The organism is Ruegeria marina (genome assembly GCF_900101475.1).
GTDB lineage: Bacteria > Pseudomonadota > Alphaproteobacteria > Rhodobacterales > Rhodobacteraceae > Ruegeria_B > Ruegeria_B marina.
Genome location: NZ_FMZV01000015.1, coordinates 11926 through 29569, shown reverse-complemented (window position 1 = coordinate 29569; position 17644 = coordinate 11926). Strand labels below are relative to the sequence as shown.

The window sequence follows — 17644 nt, the reverse complement described above, 5'->3', positions numbered from 1 at the left end:
AACCGTGACGCGTCCGATCTCCGGGCCGAATAGGGGGACCTGACTGGTGAAAATAGGCACACCAAAAGAAATATTCGAGGGCGAGAACCGCGTCGCGATGACACCGGAGTCTGCCTTGCAGTTGCAGAAACTGGGCTATGACTGCGCGATCGAGAGCGGGGCCGGTGCCGCTGCGGGCTTTGCGGATGCGCTATACGAGGCGGCTGGCGTCGAGATCGTCAAGACCGCCGCGGCGCTCTGGAAAGAGATCGACATCGTCGCCAAGGTGCGGCAACCCACCGAGACCGAACTGAAGCGGCTGACCAAGGGCAAGACGCTGATTTCCTTCTTCAATCCGGCCGGAAACGCGGAAGGGATGGAACTGGCCAAGGCCAAGGGCGCCAACGTGATCGCCATGGAGATGGTGCCGCGCATCAGCCGGGCGCAGAAAATGGACGCGCTGTCGTCCATGGCCAATATCGCCGGTTACCGCGCCGTGATCGAGGCGGGCAACAACTTTGGCCGTTTCTTCACCGGGCAGGTGACCGCAGCGGGCAAGGTGCCGCCGGCAAAGGTGCTGATCGTCGGCGCCGGTGTGGCGGGGCTTGCCGCCATCGGCACCTCGACCAGCCTCGGCGCGATCACCTATGCGTTCGACGTCCGGCCCGAGGTGGCCGAGCAGGTCGAATCGATGGGCGCCGAATTCGTCTATCTCGATTTCGAGGAACAGCAGCAGGATGGTGCGGCCACCGGCGGATACGCCTCGGTGTCGAGCCCCGAATTCCACGCCGCGCAGCTCAAGAAGTTCCGCGAGCTGGCCCCGGAGATGGACATCGTGATCACCACCGCGCTGATCCCGAACCGCCCGGCGCCGGTCCTCTGGACCAAGGACATGGTCGCGGCGATGAAACCGGGGTCGGTGATCGTCGACCTGGCCGCCGAGCGTGGCGGCAACGTCGAAGGCACGGTCAAGGACGAGAAGGTCGTGACCGAGAATGGCGTGACCATCATCGGCTATACCGACTTCCCCAGCCGGATGGCGGCGCAGGCCTCGAGCCTCTATGCCACCAACATCCGTCACATGATGACTGACCTGACCCCCGACAAGGATGGCAAGGTCAACCACAACATGGAAGACGACGTGATCCGGGGCGCGACGGTGACCTACGAGGGTGAGATCACCTTCCCGCCGCCGCCGCCCAAGATCCAGGCCATCGCGGCCAAGCCCAAGGAAAAGACGAAGGAACTGACCCCCGAGGAGAAGCGCGCCAAGGAAGTGGCAGCCTTCAAGGCGCAGACCAAGAACCAGGTCACGCTGCTGACGGTGGGCGGCCTGCTGATGCTTCTGGTGGGGCTGGTGGCTCCGGCCAGCTTCATGCAGCATTTCATCGTCTTCGTACTGGCGGTGTTTGTCGGTTTCCAGGTGATCTGGAACGTCTCGCACAGCCTGCACACACCGCTGATGGCGATCACCAACGCCATTTCGTCGATCATCATCGTGGGTGCGCTGATGCAGATCGGATCGGGGTCGTTCCTGGTGATCCTGCTGGCCGGCCTGTCGGTCTTCATGGCCGGGATCAACATCTTCGGCGGTTTCCTCGTCACCCGGCGCATGCTCGCCATGTTCCAGAAATCGTAAGGAGGCCGGGCAAATGGAATTCGGTTTCACCACTGCCGCCTATGTGGTCGCGGCTGTTCTGTTCATCCTCTCCCTTGGCGGGCTTTCGGGCCAGGAAAGCGCCAAGCGCGCGGTCTGGTACGGCATTGTGGGGATGGCGCTGGCGGTTTTCGCCACCCTGATCGGCCCCGGTTCCGGCCTGTGGCTCTTGTCACTGGTGCTGATCGCCGCCGGTGGCATCATCGGTACCTATGTCGCCAAGCGCGTACAGATGACCGAGATGCCGCAATTGGTCGCCGCGATGCACAGCCTGGTTGGTCTTGCAGCCGTGTTCGTCGGCTACAACGCCCATTTCGAACTGGGCAATGTCCTGTCGATGAGCGAGGAAGCCCGCCACGGTCTGGAAGGCTTTGCCGCATTGCTGGCACACAAGAGCCCGGTCGAGCAGAACATTCTGCGCGTCGAGCTGTTCCTGGGCGTGTTCATCGGGGCCGTGACCTTCACCGGATCGGTCGTCGCTTACGGCAAGCTGGCGGGCAAGGTCACCTCGGCTGCAACCAAGCTGCCCGGCGGCCATATGCTGAACGCCGGTGCGGCCGCGCTGTCGGTGATCTGCCTCATCTGGTACTTCAACTCGGGTGGCTTCGTGCCGCTCCTGATCATGACGCTGGCGGCCTTCTTCATCGGCTACCACCTGATCATGGGGATCGGCGGCGCCGACATGCCGGTGGTTGTGTCGATGCTGAACAGCTATTCGGGCTGGGCTGCGGCGGCGATCGGTTTCAGTCTCGGCAACGACCTCTTGATCGTGGTCGGCGCGCTGGTCGGCTCTTCGGGTGCGATCCTCAGCTACATCATGTGCAAGGCGATGAACCGGTCGTTCATCTCGGTGATCCTGGGCGGCTTTGGCGGCACCACGGGCCCGGCGATGGAGGTCGAGGGCGAGCAGATCGCCATCGACGCCGAAGGCGTGGCGGCGGCTCTGAACGATGCCGACTCGGTCATCATCATCCCCGGCTACGGCATGGCGGTGGCGCAGGCGCAGCAATCGGTCAGCGAACTGACCCGCAAGCTGCGCGCCAAGGGCAAGAACGTCCGCTTCGCCATTCACCCGGTGGCGGGCCGTCTGCCCGGGCATATGAACGTGCTGCTGGCCGAGGCCAAGGTGCCTTATGACATCGTGCTGGAGATGGACGAGATCAACGAGGACTTCCCGGACACGGATGTCGCCATCGTCATCGGCTCGAACGACATCGTGAACCCGGCGGCGCAGGAAGATCCCAACAGCCCCATCGCCGGCATGCCGGTTCTGGAGTGCTGGAAAGCCAAACAGGTCTTCGTGTCCAAGCGGGGCCAGGGTACTGGCTATTCGGGCATCGAGAACCCGCTGTTCTACAAGGAGAACACCCGGATGTTCTACGGCGACGCCAAGCAATCGCTGGACAGGCTGCTGCCGATGATCGACTGATCCGGACCCATCGCAAAGCAAAGGGGCGCCCAGGTGGCGCCCCTTTTCCATTTGGGGGCACCAATTGGCTCCGCTATCGGGCGCTTGAGGGGATGTATGCGAATGTATCCAGTAACTTACTGAAATAAATAAATATTTGCTGAAATCTGGCGGACGTATATAGTGCCTCGAAACCGGAGAGCTCCGATGACGCCCATAGAGGACCACCCCCTGCGCTTTGCGCTTGCAAACGAGTTGCATGCGCGGCCGTTTCCAATTTCCGACGCGCCCTGCACGGTGGCCTATCTGGCGATCAAGCAACCGGGCATCGCGGCGGCACGCGACCGTGCGCTGGATCGGGCGCATCTGATCGACCTGCTTGACCGCCACGGTGCCCTCCACCCGCAACCGGATGCGACGCATTACGCGGGCCGGATCGGGCGACACTGGCTGAAATGGGAAAGCCACACCGAATTCGTGACCTATACCGCCTTTGCCCAGGGGGTAAGCGATCGTGCGTTCAACCCTGCGGATTTCGAGGTGTTTCCCCCGGATTGGCTGCATGCAGCACCCGGGCAACGGGTGACCTCCGCCTTGCTGCGCGTCGTTCATCGCCCCCCGGAGGACGAGATACGTGAAGCGCTGGCGGAATGGTTCGTTCCCGAAAGCCTGGCTGTGGCACATGTGCTCGACCGTGCTGCGGTCGCTGCTGGCGATTTTCGCATCGACCCGGCCGGCCACATGCGATTTGCGGTTTTCGTTGCGCCCGAAACAGGTGAGCGCAGGATCGGACGGGTGATCCAACGGCTCTGCGAGATCGAGACCTACAAGGCGATGTCGATGCTGGGATTTGCCCGCGTCAAGGATCTGGCGCCGCAACTGGGGCAGCTCGACGCCAGGTTGACCGAGTTGATGGTCGAAATGACCGATGGCAAGCACCAGGCCGAGGAACTGTTGCCGCAGCTTCTGTCCACATCGGCTGAGCTGGAAACCATGGCGGCGCGCTCGGAGTTCCGCTTTGGTGCAACCGGCGCCTATGAGGCCATTGTCGCGCAGCGGATCCAGTCGCTGAGAGAGGAACGCTTTGGCGGGCGCCAGACCTTCGCGGATTTCATGCTGCGCCGGTACGAACCGGCGATGCGAACGGTCAAGTCTGCCGAACAGCGATTGAAACGCCTGTCGGACCGGGCAATCCGGGCCGGCGATCTGCTGCGCACCCGGGTCGACGTTGAGCGGAGCGCCCAGAACCAGGCGCTGCTGGAAAGCATGGATCGCCGGGCCGACCTGGCCCTGCGCCTGCAACACACGGTCGAAGGGCTGTCAGTGGTGGCGATCAGCTATTACGCCGTGTCGCTGGTCGGATATCTGCTGTATCCCTTGACGGAATTTGGGGTCAGCAAGGGCATGCTGACCGCGCTTGTCACTCTGCCGGTTGTGGCTGGCGTCTGGTGGTCGATCCGGAGAATCCGGCGCCGTCTCGAATGATGGCATCCGCCAGCCGGGCGCCTGCCGCGATCGAGCCCAAAGCCAACAGCGCGGCGACGCTCAGCGTCGGCACTCCGCTCAGGCCGGCGCCCAATGTACAGCCGCCGGCGAGAACTCCGCCCATGCCCATCAGCGCAGCCCCGGCCATGTAACGCCCTGTCTGGCGCGGGTTTTCGAAACTCTGCCAGCGGAAGCTGCCAAACAGCAGGGAAGCAGCCAGCGCGCCCAGCAGCACACCGCCAACCAGACCCACGCCGAAACCGGGCGCGATCGAGGTCGAAGCGATCGAGTAGAACAGCGTATCGGCAGAGGGTGACGTAAAGGACAGGGTTTCCATCGCGATCGGGTCGAACTCGTCCAGCAGGATATACCCGGTACCAACCCAGCCGAGCGGAACCAGCAGACCGATGAGAACTGCGCCACCCAACGGCAGCAGACGGTTGCCGGAACGCAGTGCCACCGCCAGCGCCGAAACGGCCAGCAGCGCAGACCACAAGGCGCCGCCTCCGGGCAGGCCCGCCAACGATGCTGCCTCGCCGAGGTCAAGCGTGACCGCGCCAAGCGTGGTGCGCAGCGGAGACAGGACACCCTTCAGCATCGCATGCGCGACCACCGCAATGACCAGAACGACGGTCAACGCCCTCAGGTTTCCGGTGCCGCCCAGTACCGTCAGGCGGGAAATGCATCCGCGTGTCAGAACCATTCCGGCACCAAAAATGAGCCCGCCAAACGTGATTGCGAGGATAGGAAGATCGGCGCTAAGCAGTCTGTGGTCTGCAAAGGAAATCAATCCGGCAGACACCGCGGCTTGAGTTCCGGCGATGGCCACCGCCAGCGCCATGAACCAGATCCCGGCAGCCTGACGCGTATCCTGGCCCACGACAGCCCGGCGAAAGCAGAAACGGGTACGCTCGGCCAAAAGGCCGAACAGGACGCCCAGACCTATTCCGAACAGAACGCTGATCTCTTTCGCGGTGGTTTCTTGGAAGCCGAGGGACTCGAACATGCTGGACTCTTGTCGGTTGGAGAACTTTTTTCCAATTGAAGCCGGAAATCCCAACAATCAAGTGCATATGAATGTGTGGTTTTATCCTTTGGCGGGATGAAATTCCGGATCATCCGCATATCCCGGGACGCCCTTCGTCGCCCTGTATTTTGGCAAGACAAAAAGGCCGCCCCGAAGTGGGGCGGCCTTTCTTTCGTTCTTTTTTGCCTCAACGCCCGCGAATGCGCGGATCAAGCGCGTCGCGCAGGCCATCGCCAAGATAATTGACGCTGAGCACTGTGAGCGAGATGGCAAGTCCCGGCCAGATCACACGCTCGGGGAATTGTTGCAGATAGTCGGTGCCGTCCTGCAACAGCCGCCCCCAGGTCGGGAAATCGGGCGGAAATCCGAGCCCCAGGAAGCTGAGCGCGCTTTCGGTGATGATCGCGGTGGCGATGCCGAGGGTCGCGGATACCATGATCGGCGACAGGACGTTGGGCAGGATGTGCCGGGTGATCAGCCGCGTGTTGGTCGTGCCGATGGAACGGGCGGCCAGCACGAATTCCCGCTCCTTCAGGGCCAGAACATCCCCACGCACGATTCGCGCGGTCGGCATCCACGAGGTGATGCCGATGGCGGAAACGATCAGGATGAATATCCCGCGTTCCAGCCCGAAGGCTGCGTTCAGCGGTTCACGGAACAGCAGCATCATGACCAGCAGCAGCGGCAGCAGGGGCAGGGCAAGAAACAGGTCGGTCAGGCGCATCAGCGGCCCGTCGAGCTTGCGGAAGAAACCGGCCAGAACGCCGACGAACGAACCGAGGAACAGCGACAGCAGCATCGCGGTGATTCCGACCGAAACGGATGTCGCGCCGCCCGCCATCATCCGGGCCAGCAGGTCACGGCCCAGCTGATCGGTGCCGAACGGATGCGCCCAGCTGGGCCCCTGGTTCCGCTCGCGGATCGCCGTCTTGGTCGGGTCGATGTCCCACAGGTAGGGGCCCAGATATACTGTTGCCACGATCAGGATGAAGAGCGTCGCCCCCATCATCGCGCCCTTGTGCTGGCGGAACTGCTCCCACACGTCCAGCCACTGGCTGCGCGGCGGTTTGGTCGGTTGCGGTTGGCTCAACTCAGTCATAGCGGATCCGGGGGTCGAGGATGCCATACAGGACGTCGGCGATCAGGTTGAAGAGAACGATCAGTACGGCAAAGATGAAGGTCAGGGTCTGAACCATCGGCAGGTCGTTGGCCTGCAACGCGCCGATCAGCAGCTGGCCGATACCGTTCACCTTGAACACCTGTTCGGTGATGATGGCTCCGCCGAAGATCGACGGAATGCCAAGCGCGATGACGGTGACAACCGGGATCATCGAGTTGCGCAGCACATGCACCATCACGACGACATATTCGCTGAGGCCCTTGGCGCGGGCCGTGCGCACATAGTCCTGGTTGAGGTTGTCGAGCATGGAGGCGCGCATGAACCGGCTCAGCTGCGCGGTGATCTGCAGCGCCAGCACCATCACGGGCATGACCATCTGCTTGAGCTGCTGGACGAAGCTATCCCAGCTGTTCACCACCAGGGTCGTGTCATAGATCGAGGGGAACCAGCCCAACTGCACCGAGAAGATCACGATCACCAGCACGCCCGAGAAAAAGGGCGGCACCGAAAACCCCACCATCGAGACAAAGGTGCCCAACTGGTCGAACCAGCTGTACTGGCGATAGGCCGAGTAGATGCCGATGGGCAGGGCGATGATGATGGCGACCACATAGGCGGTGCCGACCACCCACAGGGTCTGGGGAATGCGCTGCACCACGATGTCCATCACCGGCGAGCGGGTCTGCCACGAGATCACACGCAGGTCGCCTGCGGAAAAGGTGGTGCCGAACATGTGGTCGATCAGCACCTGCGGCTCGATCCAGAAGAATTGCACGATCCATTTCCAGAACCGGATATGCATCGGCTGGCCGAGGCCGAGCGCCTCGCGCATCTTCTCCTTCACTTCCGGCGGCACCGTCAGAGGCACCTGCGCCATCGGGTCGCCGGGCGCCAGTTCGAGAAGCAGGAATATGACAAGACTGATGAACAAAAGCGTCGGGATTGCCAGAACCAGACGACGGATGGTGAAGGTCAGCATTCGGGTGCGCCTTTGTTTAAGAGTCTTTTTGTTGGGTTTTATACCGATTGCCGCGCCCCGGGCATCACCGGGGCGCGGCTGTTCTGGTTACCGGATCAGGAACCGGTCTTGCGGTACCAGTCGGCCGCGTTCCACAGTTCGCTGTCCCACACGTTCAGGACGACTCCGCCCAGCGTGTTCGAATGGGCGGACAGACGGCCACGATGCACCAGCGGGATCATTGCGCCGCCTTCGATGGCCATGTCATTGAGCTTGCGGGCAATGGCTGCGCGCTCGGCTGCGTCGGCGGTCTTGGTCAGTTCCGCGTGCAGCGCGTCATACTCTTCGCTGCACCAGCGCGAGATGTTCTCGCCCTGCCACTGGCTTTCCGGCTTGGGCGCCTTGTCGCACAGCAGGTTGGCCAGGTAGGACTGCGGGTCGGTGCCGTTGAAGGTGTTGGCGTACATCTCGACGTCGGCATAGAACTTCTGGAAGGTATCCGGCGAACCCGGGTCACCACCGAAGAAGACCGATGCGTTGATGTTGCGCAGTTCGGATTCGATACCGATTTCCGCCCACCATTCCTTGATCAGCGCCTGGAAGTCCTGACGAACCGCGTTGGTCGAGGTCTGGTACACGACTTTCAGCGGCACGCCGTCCTTTTCGCGGATGCCGTCGCCGTCGGTGTCGACGATCCCGGCATCATCCAGCAGCTTCTTGGCGCCTTCGATGTCCTGGGTGTCGCACTTGAAGGTATCCGAGTTCACCGCGGCAGGTGCCGGCACCCAGTTGCAGGTGACCTGGCCGGCCTGGCCATAGCCGATTTCCACCAGCAGCGGCCGGTCGATGGCCATAGACATCGCCTTGTAGACGGCCGGGTCCTTCAGGAACGGATGCGGATGCTTGGCTGTCGAACGCTCGCCTTCGGGCAGGTCGGGCGAGGGGTTGGTCTGGTTCAGCATGATACGCTCGACCAGCGGGCCGAAGCCTGCGATCGGGGTGCCCTTGCCGCCTGCCTGCATCTGCTGGATCACTTCGGGGGCCAGCTGGAGGTTCCAGGCATAGTCGAACTCGCCGGTTTCCATGACCGCGCGGCCCGCAGCGGTCGCATCGCCGCCGCCCTTGAAGGTCAGCGTGGCAAAGGCCGGCTTGTTCGGGTCACGATAGTTCTCGTTGGCCTTCATCGTGATCACGTCGTTCGGCTTGAACTCGGTAACGACAAACGGGCCGGTGCCGATCGGGCCAAAGTTCTGCTCGGTGCATTCCGGGGCCTTGGCGCCCATGCAGTTCTCGAACTGGGCTTTCTGGATGATCGGGCTTTCACCGCCGACAAACGGGCCATAGGGGAACGGGGTCGGCTTGTCGAAGGTCACCTTGACGGTCAGGTCGTCGATCACTTCGACCGAGGTGACGCCTTCGAACTTGGTCAGCTGCGCGCAGCCGCCCTCGGGATGCATGCAGTAATCGGCAGTGAACTTGACGTCATGCGCGGTAAAGGCGCTGCCGTCCGACCACTTGATGCCGGGTGCGATTTTCCAGGTGATCGTGGTCAGATCCTCGCTGACGCCGCCGTTTGCGACGGTCGGGATTTCGGTCGCCAGAAAAGGAACCATTCCGCCGTTTTCGTCGTAGCGGGCCAGCGGTTCGATAATCAGGGACGAGGACTCGACGTCCTTGGTGCCGCCGGACAGGAAGGGGTTCAGGATCGAAGGAGCCTGCCAGTAGATGATGCTGACATTGCCGTCCTTACCGCGCTCTGCAAAGGCTGCCGGGGCCATTGCGGTGCAGGCGATCGCCCCCATGAGAAGGGTCTTGAGTTTCATTTTACACTCCTTGTTGGACACGGATGTGTCATGATTTTCCCGCATTTGCTGCGGTTCTGGTGTTGCCGTTGGTAGGGCAAGTTGTTGAAATCAATTCCTGAAATCATTCGCGCTACGCGAAAGTTCCAGAAGCCCCTCCAAGCGGTTACAAGGCGTATCGAAACAGAGTTTTGAAAAATTGCAAGCCTTGCCGTCGGGAAAAGAGCCAATGCGTTTGACTCTCACCCGGCGCCCGCCTTAGCGTTCGGCTAACAATACCAAAGGCGACCTAGGGGAGCGCGCGCGTGCTGGATCAGCCTATTGCCCAGATCAAGAAGCTCAGAGTCGAGTTCCAGACCAAGGATGGCCCGGTCGTGGGTGTCGAGGATGTTTCCTTCGAGGTGCGTCCGGGCGAAACGGTCTGCATCGTTGGCGAATCGGGATCGGGCAAGTCCGTTTCCTCGTTGTCTCTGATGCGTCTGGTCGAATTCGGTGGCGGCGAGATTGCCGGCGGTCAGTTGCTGTTCGACCGTCGGAATGGCGGTGAGCTGGATCTGGCCAAGGCAAATCAGGATTTGATGCGGGATATTCGCGGCAACGAGATCGGCATGATCTTTCAGGAGCCGATGACTGCGCTGAACCCGGTGTTCACGGTTGGCCGGCAATTGACCGAAGGGCTCCGCGTGCATCGCGGCCTGAGCCAGTCCGCGGCCGAGAAACGGGCATTGGAGCTGTTGCGCGAAGTGCGCATCCCAGAACCCGAACGCCGGTTGAAGCAATACCCGCACGAGTTGTCAGGGGGGATGCGGCAACGCGTGGTGATCGCCATGGCGATGGCCTGCCGCCCGCGTCTGCTGATCGCCGACGAACCCACGACGGCGCTCGACGTGACGATCCAGGCCGAAATCCTGGCGCTGATGGACCGGCTCAAGCGCGAGACCGGAACGGCGGTCATGTTCATCACCCATGACATGGCGGTGGTCGCCCAGATGGCTGATCGCGTCGTGGTCATGTTCCGTGGCAACAAGGTAGAGGAAGGAACGGTCGAGGAGATCTTCGAGAACCCGCGGCACGAATACACCAAGGCGCTTCTGGCGGCGGTGCCGAAGCTGGGCGAAATGCGCGGCAAGGTGGCTCCCGAACCGATGAAGCTGATGGGCGTCGCCGACCAGAAGATCGAGCCAATTCTCGGAACCGACAAGCCGCTCTTGCGGGTCAAGGGGCTGACGACCCGGTTTCCGGTCAAGGGCGGGTTCTTTCGCCGGACAATCGCGAATGTGCACGCGGTCGAGGACGTTTCCTTCACGCTCAACAAGGGCCAGACCCTCAGCCTCGTGGGGGAATCCGGATGTGGCAAGTCGTCGGCCGGCCGTTCGATCCTGCGCCTGGTCGAGCCCATGGCGGGTGAGATCAACCTGGACGGCGTCGATGTGGTGAAGCTCGACCAGTCGGGCCTGCGCAAGGCGCGGCTCGACATGCAGATGATCTTTCAGGATCCCTTTGCGTCGCTGAACCCGCAGATGCAGTTGCTGGAGCAGGTGGCGGAGCCGATGCGCAACTACGGCGTGGCCTCGGGGTCGGAACTGGTGGACCGGGTCGCGTCGCTGTTCGACCGGGTCCAGCTGCCGCGCAGCTTCATGCGCCGTTACCCGCACGAGATGTCGGGCGGTCAGCGGCAGCGGATCGCCATCGCCCGTGCGCTGGCGCTGAACCCCAAGCTGATCGTCGCGGACGAGGCGGTCTCGGCGCTCGATGTGTCGGTGCAGGCGCAGGTGCTGAACCTGATGATGGAATTGCAGGCCGATCTGGGCCTCAGCTACCTGTTCATCAGTCATGACATGGCTGTGGTCGAGCGGGTCAGCCATCATGTGGGCGTGATGTACCTGGGTCGTATCGTCGAGCTGGGGCCGCGTGCGCGCGTTTTTGAAAACCCGCAGCACCCCTATACGCAGGCGCTGATGAAGGCGGTTCCCATCGCCGATCCCAGAATGCGCAAGTCGGAAAAGGACCTGAACTTCAAACCGATCCCGTCGCCGATCCATCCGATTGGCTACCAGCCCGAGCCCTCGCGCTATGACGAGGTAGAGCCGGGGCATTATGTCTTGACGACGGATAGCGGGTATTGACGCCGGGCTCTTATCGGCGAAGCCCGCCCAGGTACTCTCTCAAGGCAGCGATCTGGCCCTCGACGCTGGTCAACTGACCTCGGTACATGTCCCGGATTTCCAATGTCGGCGACGCCTCCTGGAAAGCGCGAAGCTGTGCGGCCAGTTCCTCGAACCGCGATATGGCGCGCTCTGCGTCCTGCATCGCGGTTTCGGTATCGGTCGGGCTCTCGTCCACCTCCAGCTCCAGGATGATGTGCTTGACCTCGACGATGACCGTATCCGACCAGGTCAGCGCGCTGACCGTGGCAAACGCATTCACCGTCGTCTGATCGCGGTCGATCGGCGCCTCTGCCTCCAACAGCCAACTGGCGGGGTTGGTGCTGTTCTGGGTCATCATCGCCCCGACCCGGTCCCGGCGCCCGCCGGAATTCAGGAAGGAACGGCCGGAATGCGTTCCCGTCGGGAACGACACGGTAGGGTCCCAGTCGTCGACATCGTAGGTGGGAGGGTTGGCATGGAAGGTTGCCCCGGTGCCGATCTTCAGGCGTTCGATCTCGATCCAGGCCTTGTTGTCGGACGAAGTCGGATCATCCGTCGCCCATCGCGCGTCGATCGCAATCCGCGCCTTGAGCGTCACGGTGCGGCCTTGCCGGTTGCGCAGGGCGACCTTGAGCTGGTCGATGGACAGCGAACGGTCGACCTGGGTTTCGTCGAGGATGTCGTCGATGTCGCCGACGGTGTTGATCGCGATATTGACCGCCGCCTCGGCATCGGCCGGCACAAGTCCGGTGCCCGTGGCCACAAGCCCGCCCAGGCCATTGGCGGCCCGGAGCAGGGCGCCGACAATGCGTTGGAATTTCTTGCGCGTCCCTTCCTCCGACACCGAGACGAGCATGTTCATGTTCCAGGTTATCGTGCGGCTTGGGCTCGGCGTCGCCGGCGCGGGGTCGATGGTGATGTCGGGAAGCATGGCGCGAAAACCTGTCTGAGGGTCCGCTGCCCCCATCTTCAGTCCGATCAGCTTGCGGATGCTTTCATCCTTCAGGGCGTTGCGGACGTCTTCATAGGTAATGCCGAGGTCGATTGCCATGGTGCCAATCCTTATGTGAAAACGACTGTGGGAGCCGCAAAAGGCGCGCCGATACTGGAAACAGGATACCACAACTCGCCCGGAACGCGAAATTCCGGCCTGTCGGCGACCTTTCTCTATGTGCATCGCTGCCGGATGCCGCTAGCCTGGAGGCAGACAATGAAGGGAGCTTCCATGACCGACTGCCTGTCTGCCCGGGACATCCTCGACCGGCTGGTTTCCTTCCCGACGGTCAGCCGGGATACGAACCTGCCGCTGGTGCACTGGCTTCAGGACTATCTCGAAGGCCATGGGATCGAAGTGCATCGCTGGATCGACCCGGACCAGCCGCACAAGGCCGCGCTGATGGCGCATGCCGGTCCCCGCGTCGAAGGCGCCGTGGTGCTGTCGGGCCATTCGGATGTGGTGCCGGTCGACGGGCAGGACTGGGACAGCGACCCGTTCACCGTTGTCGAGCGCGACGGGAAATATTTCGGCCGTGGCACGTGCGACATGAAAGGTTTCGATGCGCTGGCGATCTGGGCACTGGTCGAGGGACACCACCGCGGGTTGCGGCGTCCGCTGCAACTGGCGCTGAGTTTCGACGAGGAACTGGGCTGCACCGGTGCGCCACCGATGATCGTCGAAATGCAGAAAGTGCTGCCCAAGGGCAGCGCCGTGATCGTGGGTGAACCGTCGATGATGCAGACAGTGACCGGGCACAAGGGCGGGCAAACCTTCGCGATCGAGGTCTGGGGCCACGAGGTGCACAGTTCGATCATGCACACAGGCGTGAGCGCGGTGATGGAGGCGGCGCGTCTGATCCAATGGGCGAACGAGGTCAACGAGACGGAAGCCGCGCGCGCTCCTTCCGAGATGGCGGCGATGTTCGATCCGCCGTTCACGACCCTGCACACGGGGATGATCGAGGGCGGCACCGCGCAGAACATCACGGCGCGGCAGTGCCGCTTCGATCTGGGGTTCCGTGCGGTGCCCGATCAACCGCACGACCTGTGGCGCCAGCGTATCCTGGGGCGCATTGCCGAGGTGGAACAGGCCATGCAGACCATCCATCCCGAAACGCGTATCGACGTCGATACCCGGTTCGGTGTGCCTGGCTTGCGGCCAGAGACAGAAGGCGAGGCCGAGGCACTGGTGCGTGCGCTCACGGGTGACAACGGCAGTCATGTCGTCAGCTACGGCACCGAAGCCGGCCAGTTCCAGCAAGCGGGATATTCCGCGGTGGTCTGCGGGCCGGGGGACATTGCCCAGGCGCATCAGGCCAATGAGTTCATCACCGTGGCGCAATTCGAAGCCGGTCATGCCTTCATGCGGAGGTTGATCGAGCGCTTGGTGGCATGATGCGGATGGGTTTCGGAACGCAATTGCCCGATATCGCGGGTTCCGGAAAAATCGTCGGGGGGCATTGCGGCACGTTTTGCCGGCGGCCCCGAACATGAGTTGCAAGGAGTAGCGAGAATGCCCATCAAGAACCGTTTGGCCGATCTTCACCCGGAAATCACCGGCTGGCGCCGCCACCTGCATGCGCATCCCGAACTGATGTATGATGTGCAGGAAACCGCGGCCTATGTCGTCGAGCGCCTCAAGGAGTTCGGCGTCGACGACATTACCACCGGCATCGGTCGTACTGGCGTTGTGGCGACGATCAAGGGCAAGAGCGACTCCAAGGGCCGCGTGATCGGCCTGAGGGCCGATATGGATGCGCTCCCGATCACCGAGATCACGGGGCTTGACTACGCTTCGACCGTTCCGGGCAAGATGCACGCCTGCGGCCATGACGGCCACACCGCGATGCTGTTGGGGGCAGCCAAGTATCTGGCCGAGACCCGAAACTTTGACGGCACCGTCGTGCTGATCTTTCAGCCGGCCGAAGAGGGCGGCGCCGGGGGCAAGGCCATGTGCGAGGACGGGCTGATGGACCGCTGGGGCATTCAGGAGGTCTATGGCATGCACAACGCGCCGGGCGTTCCGGTCGGCCAGTTCGCCATTCGCCCCGGTGCGCTCATGGCCTCGTCAGATGAATTCGAGATCGTGGTCACGGGCAAGGGCGGTCACGCGGCCTCGCCGCACGACGCGATCGACACCACTCTTGTCGCCGCGCAGATCGTGGTCTCGCTGCATTCGATCGTGTCGCGCAACGTCGACCCCCTGAAATCCGTGGTGCTGACCGTGGGCACGTTCGAGACGGACAGCGATGCCTCGAACATCATCCCGCATACCGCGCGGATGACGGGGACGGTTCGCACGCTGGACAAGGAATATCGCGCCATCGCCGAAGACCGGGTCCGCCGGGTCGCGACCGATATCGCCAGCGCCTATGGTGCGACCGCCACGGTGAACTGGACGCCGGGTTATCCGGTTACGGTGAACTCGGAGGCCGAGACGCGACACGCGGTGGATGCCGCCCGTGCCGTATCCGGGAATGTCGATGATGATGCGCCTCCGATCATGCCCAGCGAAGATTTCTCCTATATGCTGGAACAACGGCCCGGAGCGTATATCTTCCTTGGCAACGGGGATACCGCGCAATGCCATCACCCCGCCTATGTCTTCGACGACGAGGCTATTCCGCTGGGATGCAGCTGGTTTGCAGAAATCGTCGAACGACGCATGCCCGCCGCCTGAGCGGGCCAAATGGACAGGAAGGACCAGGATGCCGATCAAGAACCGCCTTGCCGAGATGCACGCCGAAATTACCGAATGGCGGCGCGATATCCACAGGCATCCGGAAATCCTGTATGAAACGCACCGGACCTCGGCCATGGTTGCGGACAAGCTGCGCGATTTCGGTTGCGACGAGGTTGTGACCGGCATCGGCCGCACCGGCGTCGTCGGGGTTATCCGGGGCAAGACCGACACGGCGGGGCGGGTCGTGGGCCTGCGCGCCGACATGGACGCGTTGCCGATGCAGGAACAGACCGGGCTCGACTATGCCTCTGCCATTCCGGGCGCGATGCATGCCTGCGGTCATGACGGTCATACCGCGATGCTACTGGGAGCAGCAAAATACCTGGCCGAAACCCGGAATTTCGATGGCACTGCGGTGGTGATCTTCCAGCCCGCCGAAGAGGGCGGCAACGGCGCCGAGGCGATGGTGAAGGACGGGCTGATGGATCGGTTCGGGGTGCAGGAGGTCTATGCCATGCATAACAATCCCGGTCTGGCCGCCGGGAAGTTCAAGATCCGGCCCGGTCCGCTGCTGGCTGCTGCCGATACGTTCGAGATCCATCTCGAAGGGCGCGGCGGCCATGCGGCCAAGCCGCACGATACTGTCGATACAACGGTGATGCTGTCGCAGACGATCGTGGCGCTGCAAACGGTGGTGTCGCGCAACACCGATCCGGTGCTTCAGGCCGTGCTGTCTGTCACTTCGGTCGAAACCTCGTCGAAGGCGTTCAATGTGATCCCGCAGGCAGCCACTCTGCGGGGTACGGTCCGCACCCATTCGGGCGAGATGCGTGACCTGCTCGAGAAACGCCTGGTCGCAGTGGTGCAGGGAATTGCGGCAACATTCGGCGGCAAGGCCGAGGTCAACTACGAGCGGGGCGTTCCGGTGACGGTAAATGCCGAGGAACAGACCCGCCATGCCGCCGAGGTGGCCGAACTGGTGTCTGGCGGCTGTGGTGAGGCTGCCATGGTCATGGGGGGAGAGGATTTCTCCTTCATGCTCGAGGCGCGTCCGGGCGCCTTCATCATGATCGGCAATGGGCCGAGTGCCGGGTTGCATCACCCGGAATACAATTTCAACGACGAGATCATCCCAGCCGGTTGTTCCTGGTTCGCGGAGATGGTCGAACGCCGGATGCCGGCGGCTTAGGGGGAGACTGCTGATGCCCGTCAAGAACAGGTTTGCCGAGTTGCAGGACCAGATCGCCCAATGGCGGCGTGATATTCATGCCCATCCCGAGATCCGGTTTGAGGAACACCGCACCTCGGCGCTGGTGGCCGACCGGTTGCGGGCGTTTGGCTGCGACAGCGTGGAAACCGGCGTCGGGCAAACCGGGGTCGTGGGCGTCATTCACGGCCGCGATACCGGCTCGGGCCGGGTCGTGGCCTTTCGCGCCGATATGGATGCGCTGCCGATCGCCGAGGCGACCGGGCTGCCGCATGCCTCGACCCATGCGGGCAAAATGCATGCCTGCGGCCATGACGGACATACGGCCATGCTGCTGGGCGCGGCGCAGTACCTGTGCGAGACGCGCAATTTCGACGGTACGGTGGTGCTGCTGTTCCAGCCCGCCGAAGAGGGCGGCGGCGGCGCCAAGGCAATGCTGGCCGATGGCGTGATGGACCGGTACGGCGTCCAGGAAGTCTATGGCATGCACAACTGGCCGGGCCTGCCGGTGGGCGAATTCGCCCTGCGCGAAGGCCCCCTGATGGCGGCGACGGATTTCTTCGAGATCAGGGTGAAAGGCCGGGGCGGGCACGGGGCGATGCCGCATCTGACGGTGGACGCGACCCTTGCGGCCGCACAACTGACCGTCGCCTTGCAACAGGTGGTGGCGCGCAATGTCGATCCGCTGAAGCCGGCGGTCCTGTCGGTCTGCTCGCTGCGCACCGACAGCGATGCGCATAACGTGATCGCGGACGAGGCGCTGATCAAGGGCACCGTGCGCTATCTGCACCCGGAGGTGCAGGACCTGATCCGCAGCCGGATCGAGGCGGTGGCCCGTGCCACCGCCGAGGCGCATGGGGCACGCGCGGACCTGAACTACATGGCGCTGGTGCCCGCAACGATCAATCCGCCAGCCGAGACCGAACATGCAGCCGCTGCGGCGCAGGCTGTGGCCGGGCGCATCCGAACGGATATCGACGCGGTCATGGGGGGCGAGGATTTCGCCGACATGCTGGCGGAGCGTCCGGGGGCCTTTGTCTTCATCGGCAATGGCGACAGCGCCGACCTGCATCACCCCGCCTATGAATTCAACGACGCGGCGATTCCCGCCGGATGCAGCTGGTTCGCCACGTTGGCGGAAACCCGCATGCCGATCGTTGCAGCAAAGTAAGAGA

General features: G+C 62.9%; 13 protein-coding genes. 8 read left to right on the top strand and 5 right to left on the bottom strand.

Features of this window, described 5'->3' with window-relative positions:
* Nucleotides 1-46: 46 nt before the first annotated feature.
* The 3 genes from BLT75_RS17935 (at nt 47) to BLT75_RS17925 (ending at nt 4529) form a co-directional block, all read left to right on the top strand.
* Nucleotides 47-1618 carry a Re/Si-specific NAD(P)(+) transhydrogenase subunit alpha gene (locus BLT75_RS17935; protein WP_093035047.1) on the top strand — a complete coding sequence of 524 codons (1572 nt, stop codon included), beginning with the start codon at nt 47-49 and terminating at the stop codon, nt 1616-1618.
* A gap of 13 nt (nt 1619-1631) precedes the next feature.
* Entirely contained in the window at nt 1632-3065 is a 1434-nt protein-coding gene (locus BLT75_RS17930) for an NAD(P)(+) transhydrogenase (Re/Si-specific) subunit beta (protein WP_093035044.1), read from the top strand.
* Nucleotides 3066-3251: 186 nt separating this feature from the next.
* Complete coding sequence (locus tag BLT75_RS17925; RefSeq protein ID WP_093035041.1) at nt 3252-4529, top strand: DUF3422 family protein; 1278 nt, start codon at nt 3252-3254, stop codon at nt 4527-4529.
* On the opposite strand, the gene BLT75_RS17920 is transcribed toward BLT75_RS17925, so the two are convergent.
* From BLT75_RS17920 to BLT75_RS17905, 4 genes are all read right to left on the bottom strand, one after another.
* Complete coding sequence (locus tag BLT75_RS17920) at nt 4465-5535, bottom strand: YeeE/YedE family protein (RefSeq protein WP_093035037.1); 1071 nt, start codon at nt 5533-5535, stop codon at nt 4465-4467. The genes BLT75_RS17925 and BLT75_RS17920 overlap by 65 nt on opposite strands.
* Nucleotides 5536-5743: 208 nt before the next feature.
* Nucleotides 5744-6655: an ABC transporter permease gene (locus BLT75_RS17915; protein WP_093035034.1), complete on the bottom strand. Its 912-nt coding sequence runs from the start codon at nt 6653-6655 to the stop codon at nt 5744-5746.
* Entirely contained in the window at nt 6648-7655 is a 1008-nt protein-coding gene (locus tag BLT75_RS17910; protein WP_093035031.1) for an ABC transporter permease, read from the bottom strand. Before BLT75_RS17910 ends, BLT75_RS17915 begins: the two co-directional genes overlap by 8 nt.
* Nucleotides 7656-7750: 95 nt before the next feature.
* Nucleotides 7751-9457, bottom strand: a complete 1707-nt coding sequence (locus BLT75_RS17905) for a peptide ABC transporter substrate-binding protein (RefSeq protein WP_093035028.1) — start codon at nt 9455-9457, stop codon at nt 7751-7753.
* Nucleotides 9458-9741: 284 nt separating this feature from the next.
* Here BLT75_RS17905 and BLT75_RS17900 point away from each other — a divergent pair, with 284 nt between their 5' ends.
* Nucleotides 9742-11562 (top strand): ABC transporter ATP-binding protein, encoded by a 1821-nt coding sequence (locus BLT75_RS17900; RefSeq protein ID WP_093035026.1) that lies wholly within the window; start codon nt 9742-9744, stop codon nt 11560-11562.
* 10 nt (nt 11563-11572) lie between these two features.
* Here BLT75_RS17900 and BLT75_RS17895 read toward each other — a convergent pair whose 3' ends face one another.
* Nucleotides 11573-12634: a hypothetical protein gene (locus BLT75_RS17895; protein WP_093035023.1), complete on the bottom strand. Its 1062-nt coding sequence runs from the start codon at nt 12632-12634 to the stop codon at nt 11573-11575.
* Nucleotides 12635-12808: 174 nt separating this feature from the next.
* Here BLT75_RS17895 and argE point away from each other — a divergent pair, with 174 nt between their 5' ends.
* The 4 genes from argE to BLT75_RS17875 all read left to right on the top strand — a co-directional run bounded on the left by argE (nt 12809) and on the right by BLT75_RS17875 (nt 17640).
* Nucleotides 12809-13975, top strand: coding sequence for an acetylornithine deacetylase (gene argE / locus BLT75_RS17890; RefSeq protein WP_093035020.1), 1167 nt, complete (start codon nt 12809-12811; stop codon nt 13973-13975).
* Nucleotides 13976-14092: 117 nt separating this feature from the next.
* Complete coding sequence (locus BLT75_RS17885; RefSeq protein WP_093035017.1) at nt 14093-15259, top strand: M20 aminoacylase family protein; 1167 nt, start codon at nt 14093-14095, stop codon at nt 15257-15259.
* Nucleotides 15260-15287: 28 nt separating this feature from the next.
* Nucleotides 15288-16451 (top strand): M20 aminoacylase family protein, encoded by a 1164-nt coding sequence (locus BLT75_RS17880; protein WP_093035014.1) that lies wholly within the window; start codon nt 15288-15290, stop codon nt 16449-16451.
* 13 nt (nt 16452-16464) lie between these two features.
* Entirely contained in the window at nt 16465-17640 is a 1176-nt protein-coding gene (locus BLT75_RS17875; RefSeq protein ID WP_093035011.1) for a M20 aminoacylase family protein, read from the top strand.
* Nucleotides 17641-17644 lie beyond the last annotated feature (4 nt).

What these genes read in the sequence shown, in the direction of transcription:
- BLT75_RS17930 (WP_093035044.1), top strand. Translation starts at nt 1,632, where the DNA reads ATGGAATTCGGTTTCACCACTGCCGCCTATGTGGTCGCGGCTGTTCTG.
- BLT75_RS17925 (WP_093035041.1), top strand. Translation starts at nt 3,252, where the DNA reads ATGACGCCCATAGAGGACCACCCCCTGCGCTTTGCGCTTGCAAACGAG.
- BLT75_RS17920 (WP_093035037.1), bottom strand. Translation starts at nt 5,535, where the DNA reads ATGTTCGAGTCCCTCGGCTTCCAAGAAACCACCGCGAAAGAGATCAGC.
- BLT75_RS17915 (WP_093035034.1), bottom strand. Translation starts at nt 6,655, where the DNA reads ATGACTGAGTTGAGCCAACCGCAACCGACCAAACCGCCGCGCAGCCAG.
- BLT75_RS17910 (WP_093035031.1), bottom strand. Translation starts at nt 7,655, where the DNA reads ATGCTGACCTTCACCATCCGTCGTCTGGTTCTGGCAATCCCGACGCTT.
- BLT75_RS17905 (WP_093035028.1), bottom strand. Translation starts at nt 9,457, where the DNA reads ATGAAACTCAAGACCCTTCTCATGGGGGCGATCGCCTGCACCGCAATG.
- BLT75_RS17895 (WP_093035023.1), bottom strand. Translation starts at nt 12,634, where the DNA reads ATGGCAATCGACCTCGGCATTACCTATGAAGACGTCCGCAACGCCCTG.
- argE (WP_093035020.1), top strand. Translation starts at nt 12,809, where the DNA reads ATGACCGACTGCCTGTCTGCCCGGGACATCCTCGACCGGCTGGTTTCC.
- BLT75_RS17885 (WP_093035017.1), top strand. Translation starts at nt 14,093, where the DNA reads ATGCCCATCAAGAACCGTTTGGCCGATCTTCACCCGGAAATCACCGGC.
- BLT75_RS17880 (WP_093035014.1), top strand. Translation starts at nt 15,288, where the DNA reads ATGCCGATCAAGAACCGCCTTGCCGAGATGCACGCCGAAATTACCGAA.
- BLT75_RS17875 (WP_093035011.1), top strand. Translation starts at nt 16,465, where the DNA reads ATGCCCGTCAAGAACAGGTTTGCCGAGTTGCAGGACCAGATCGCCCAA.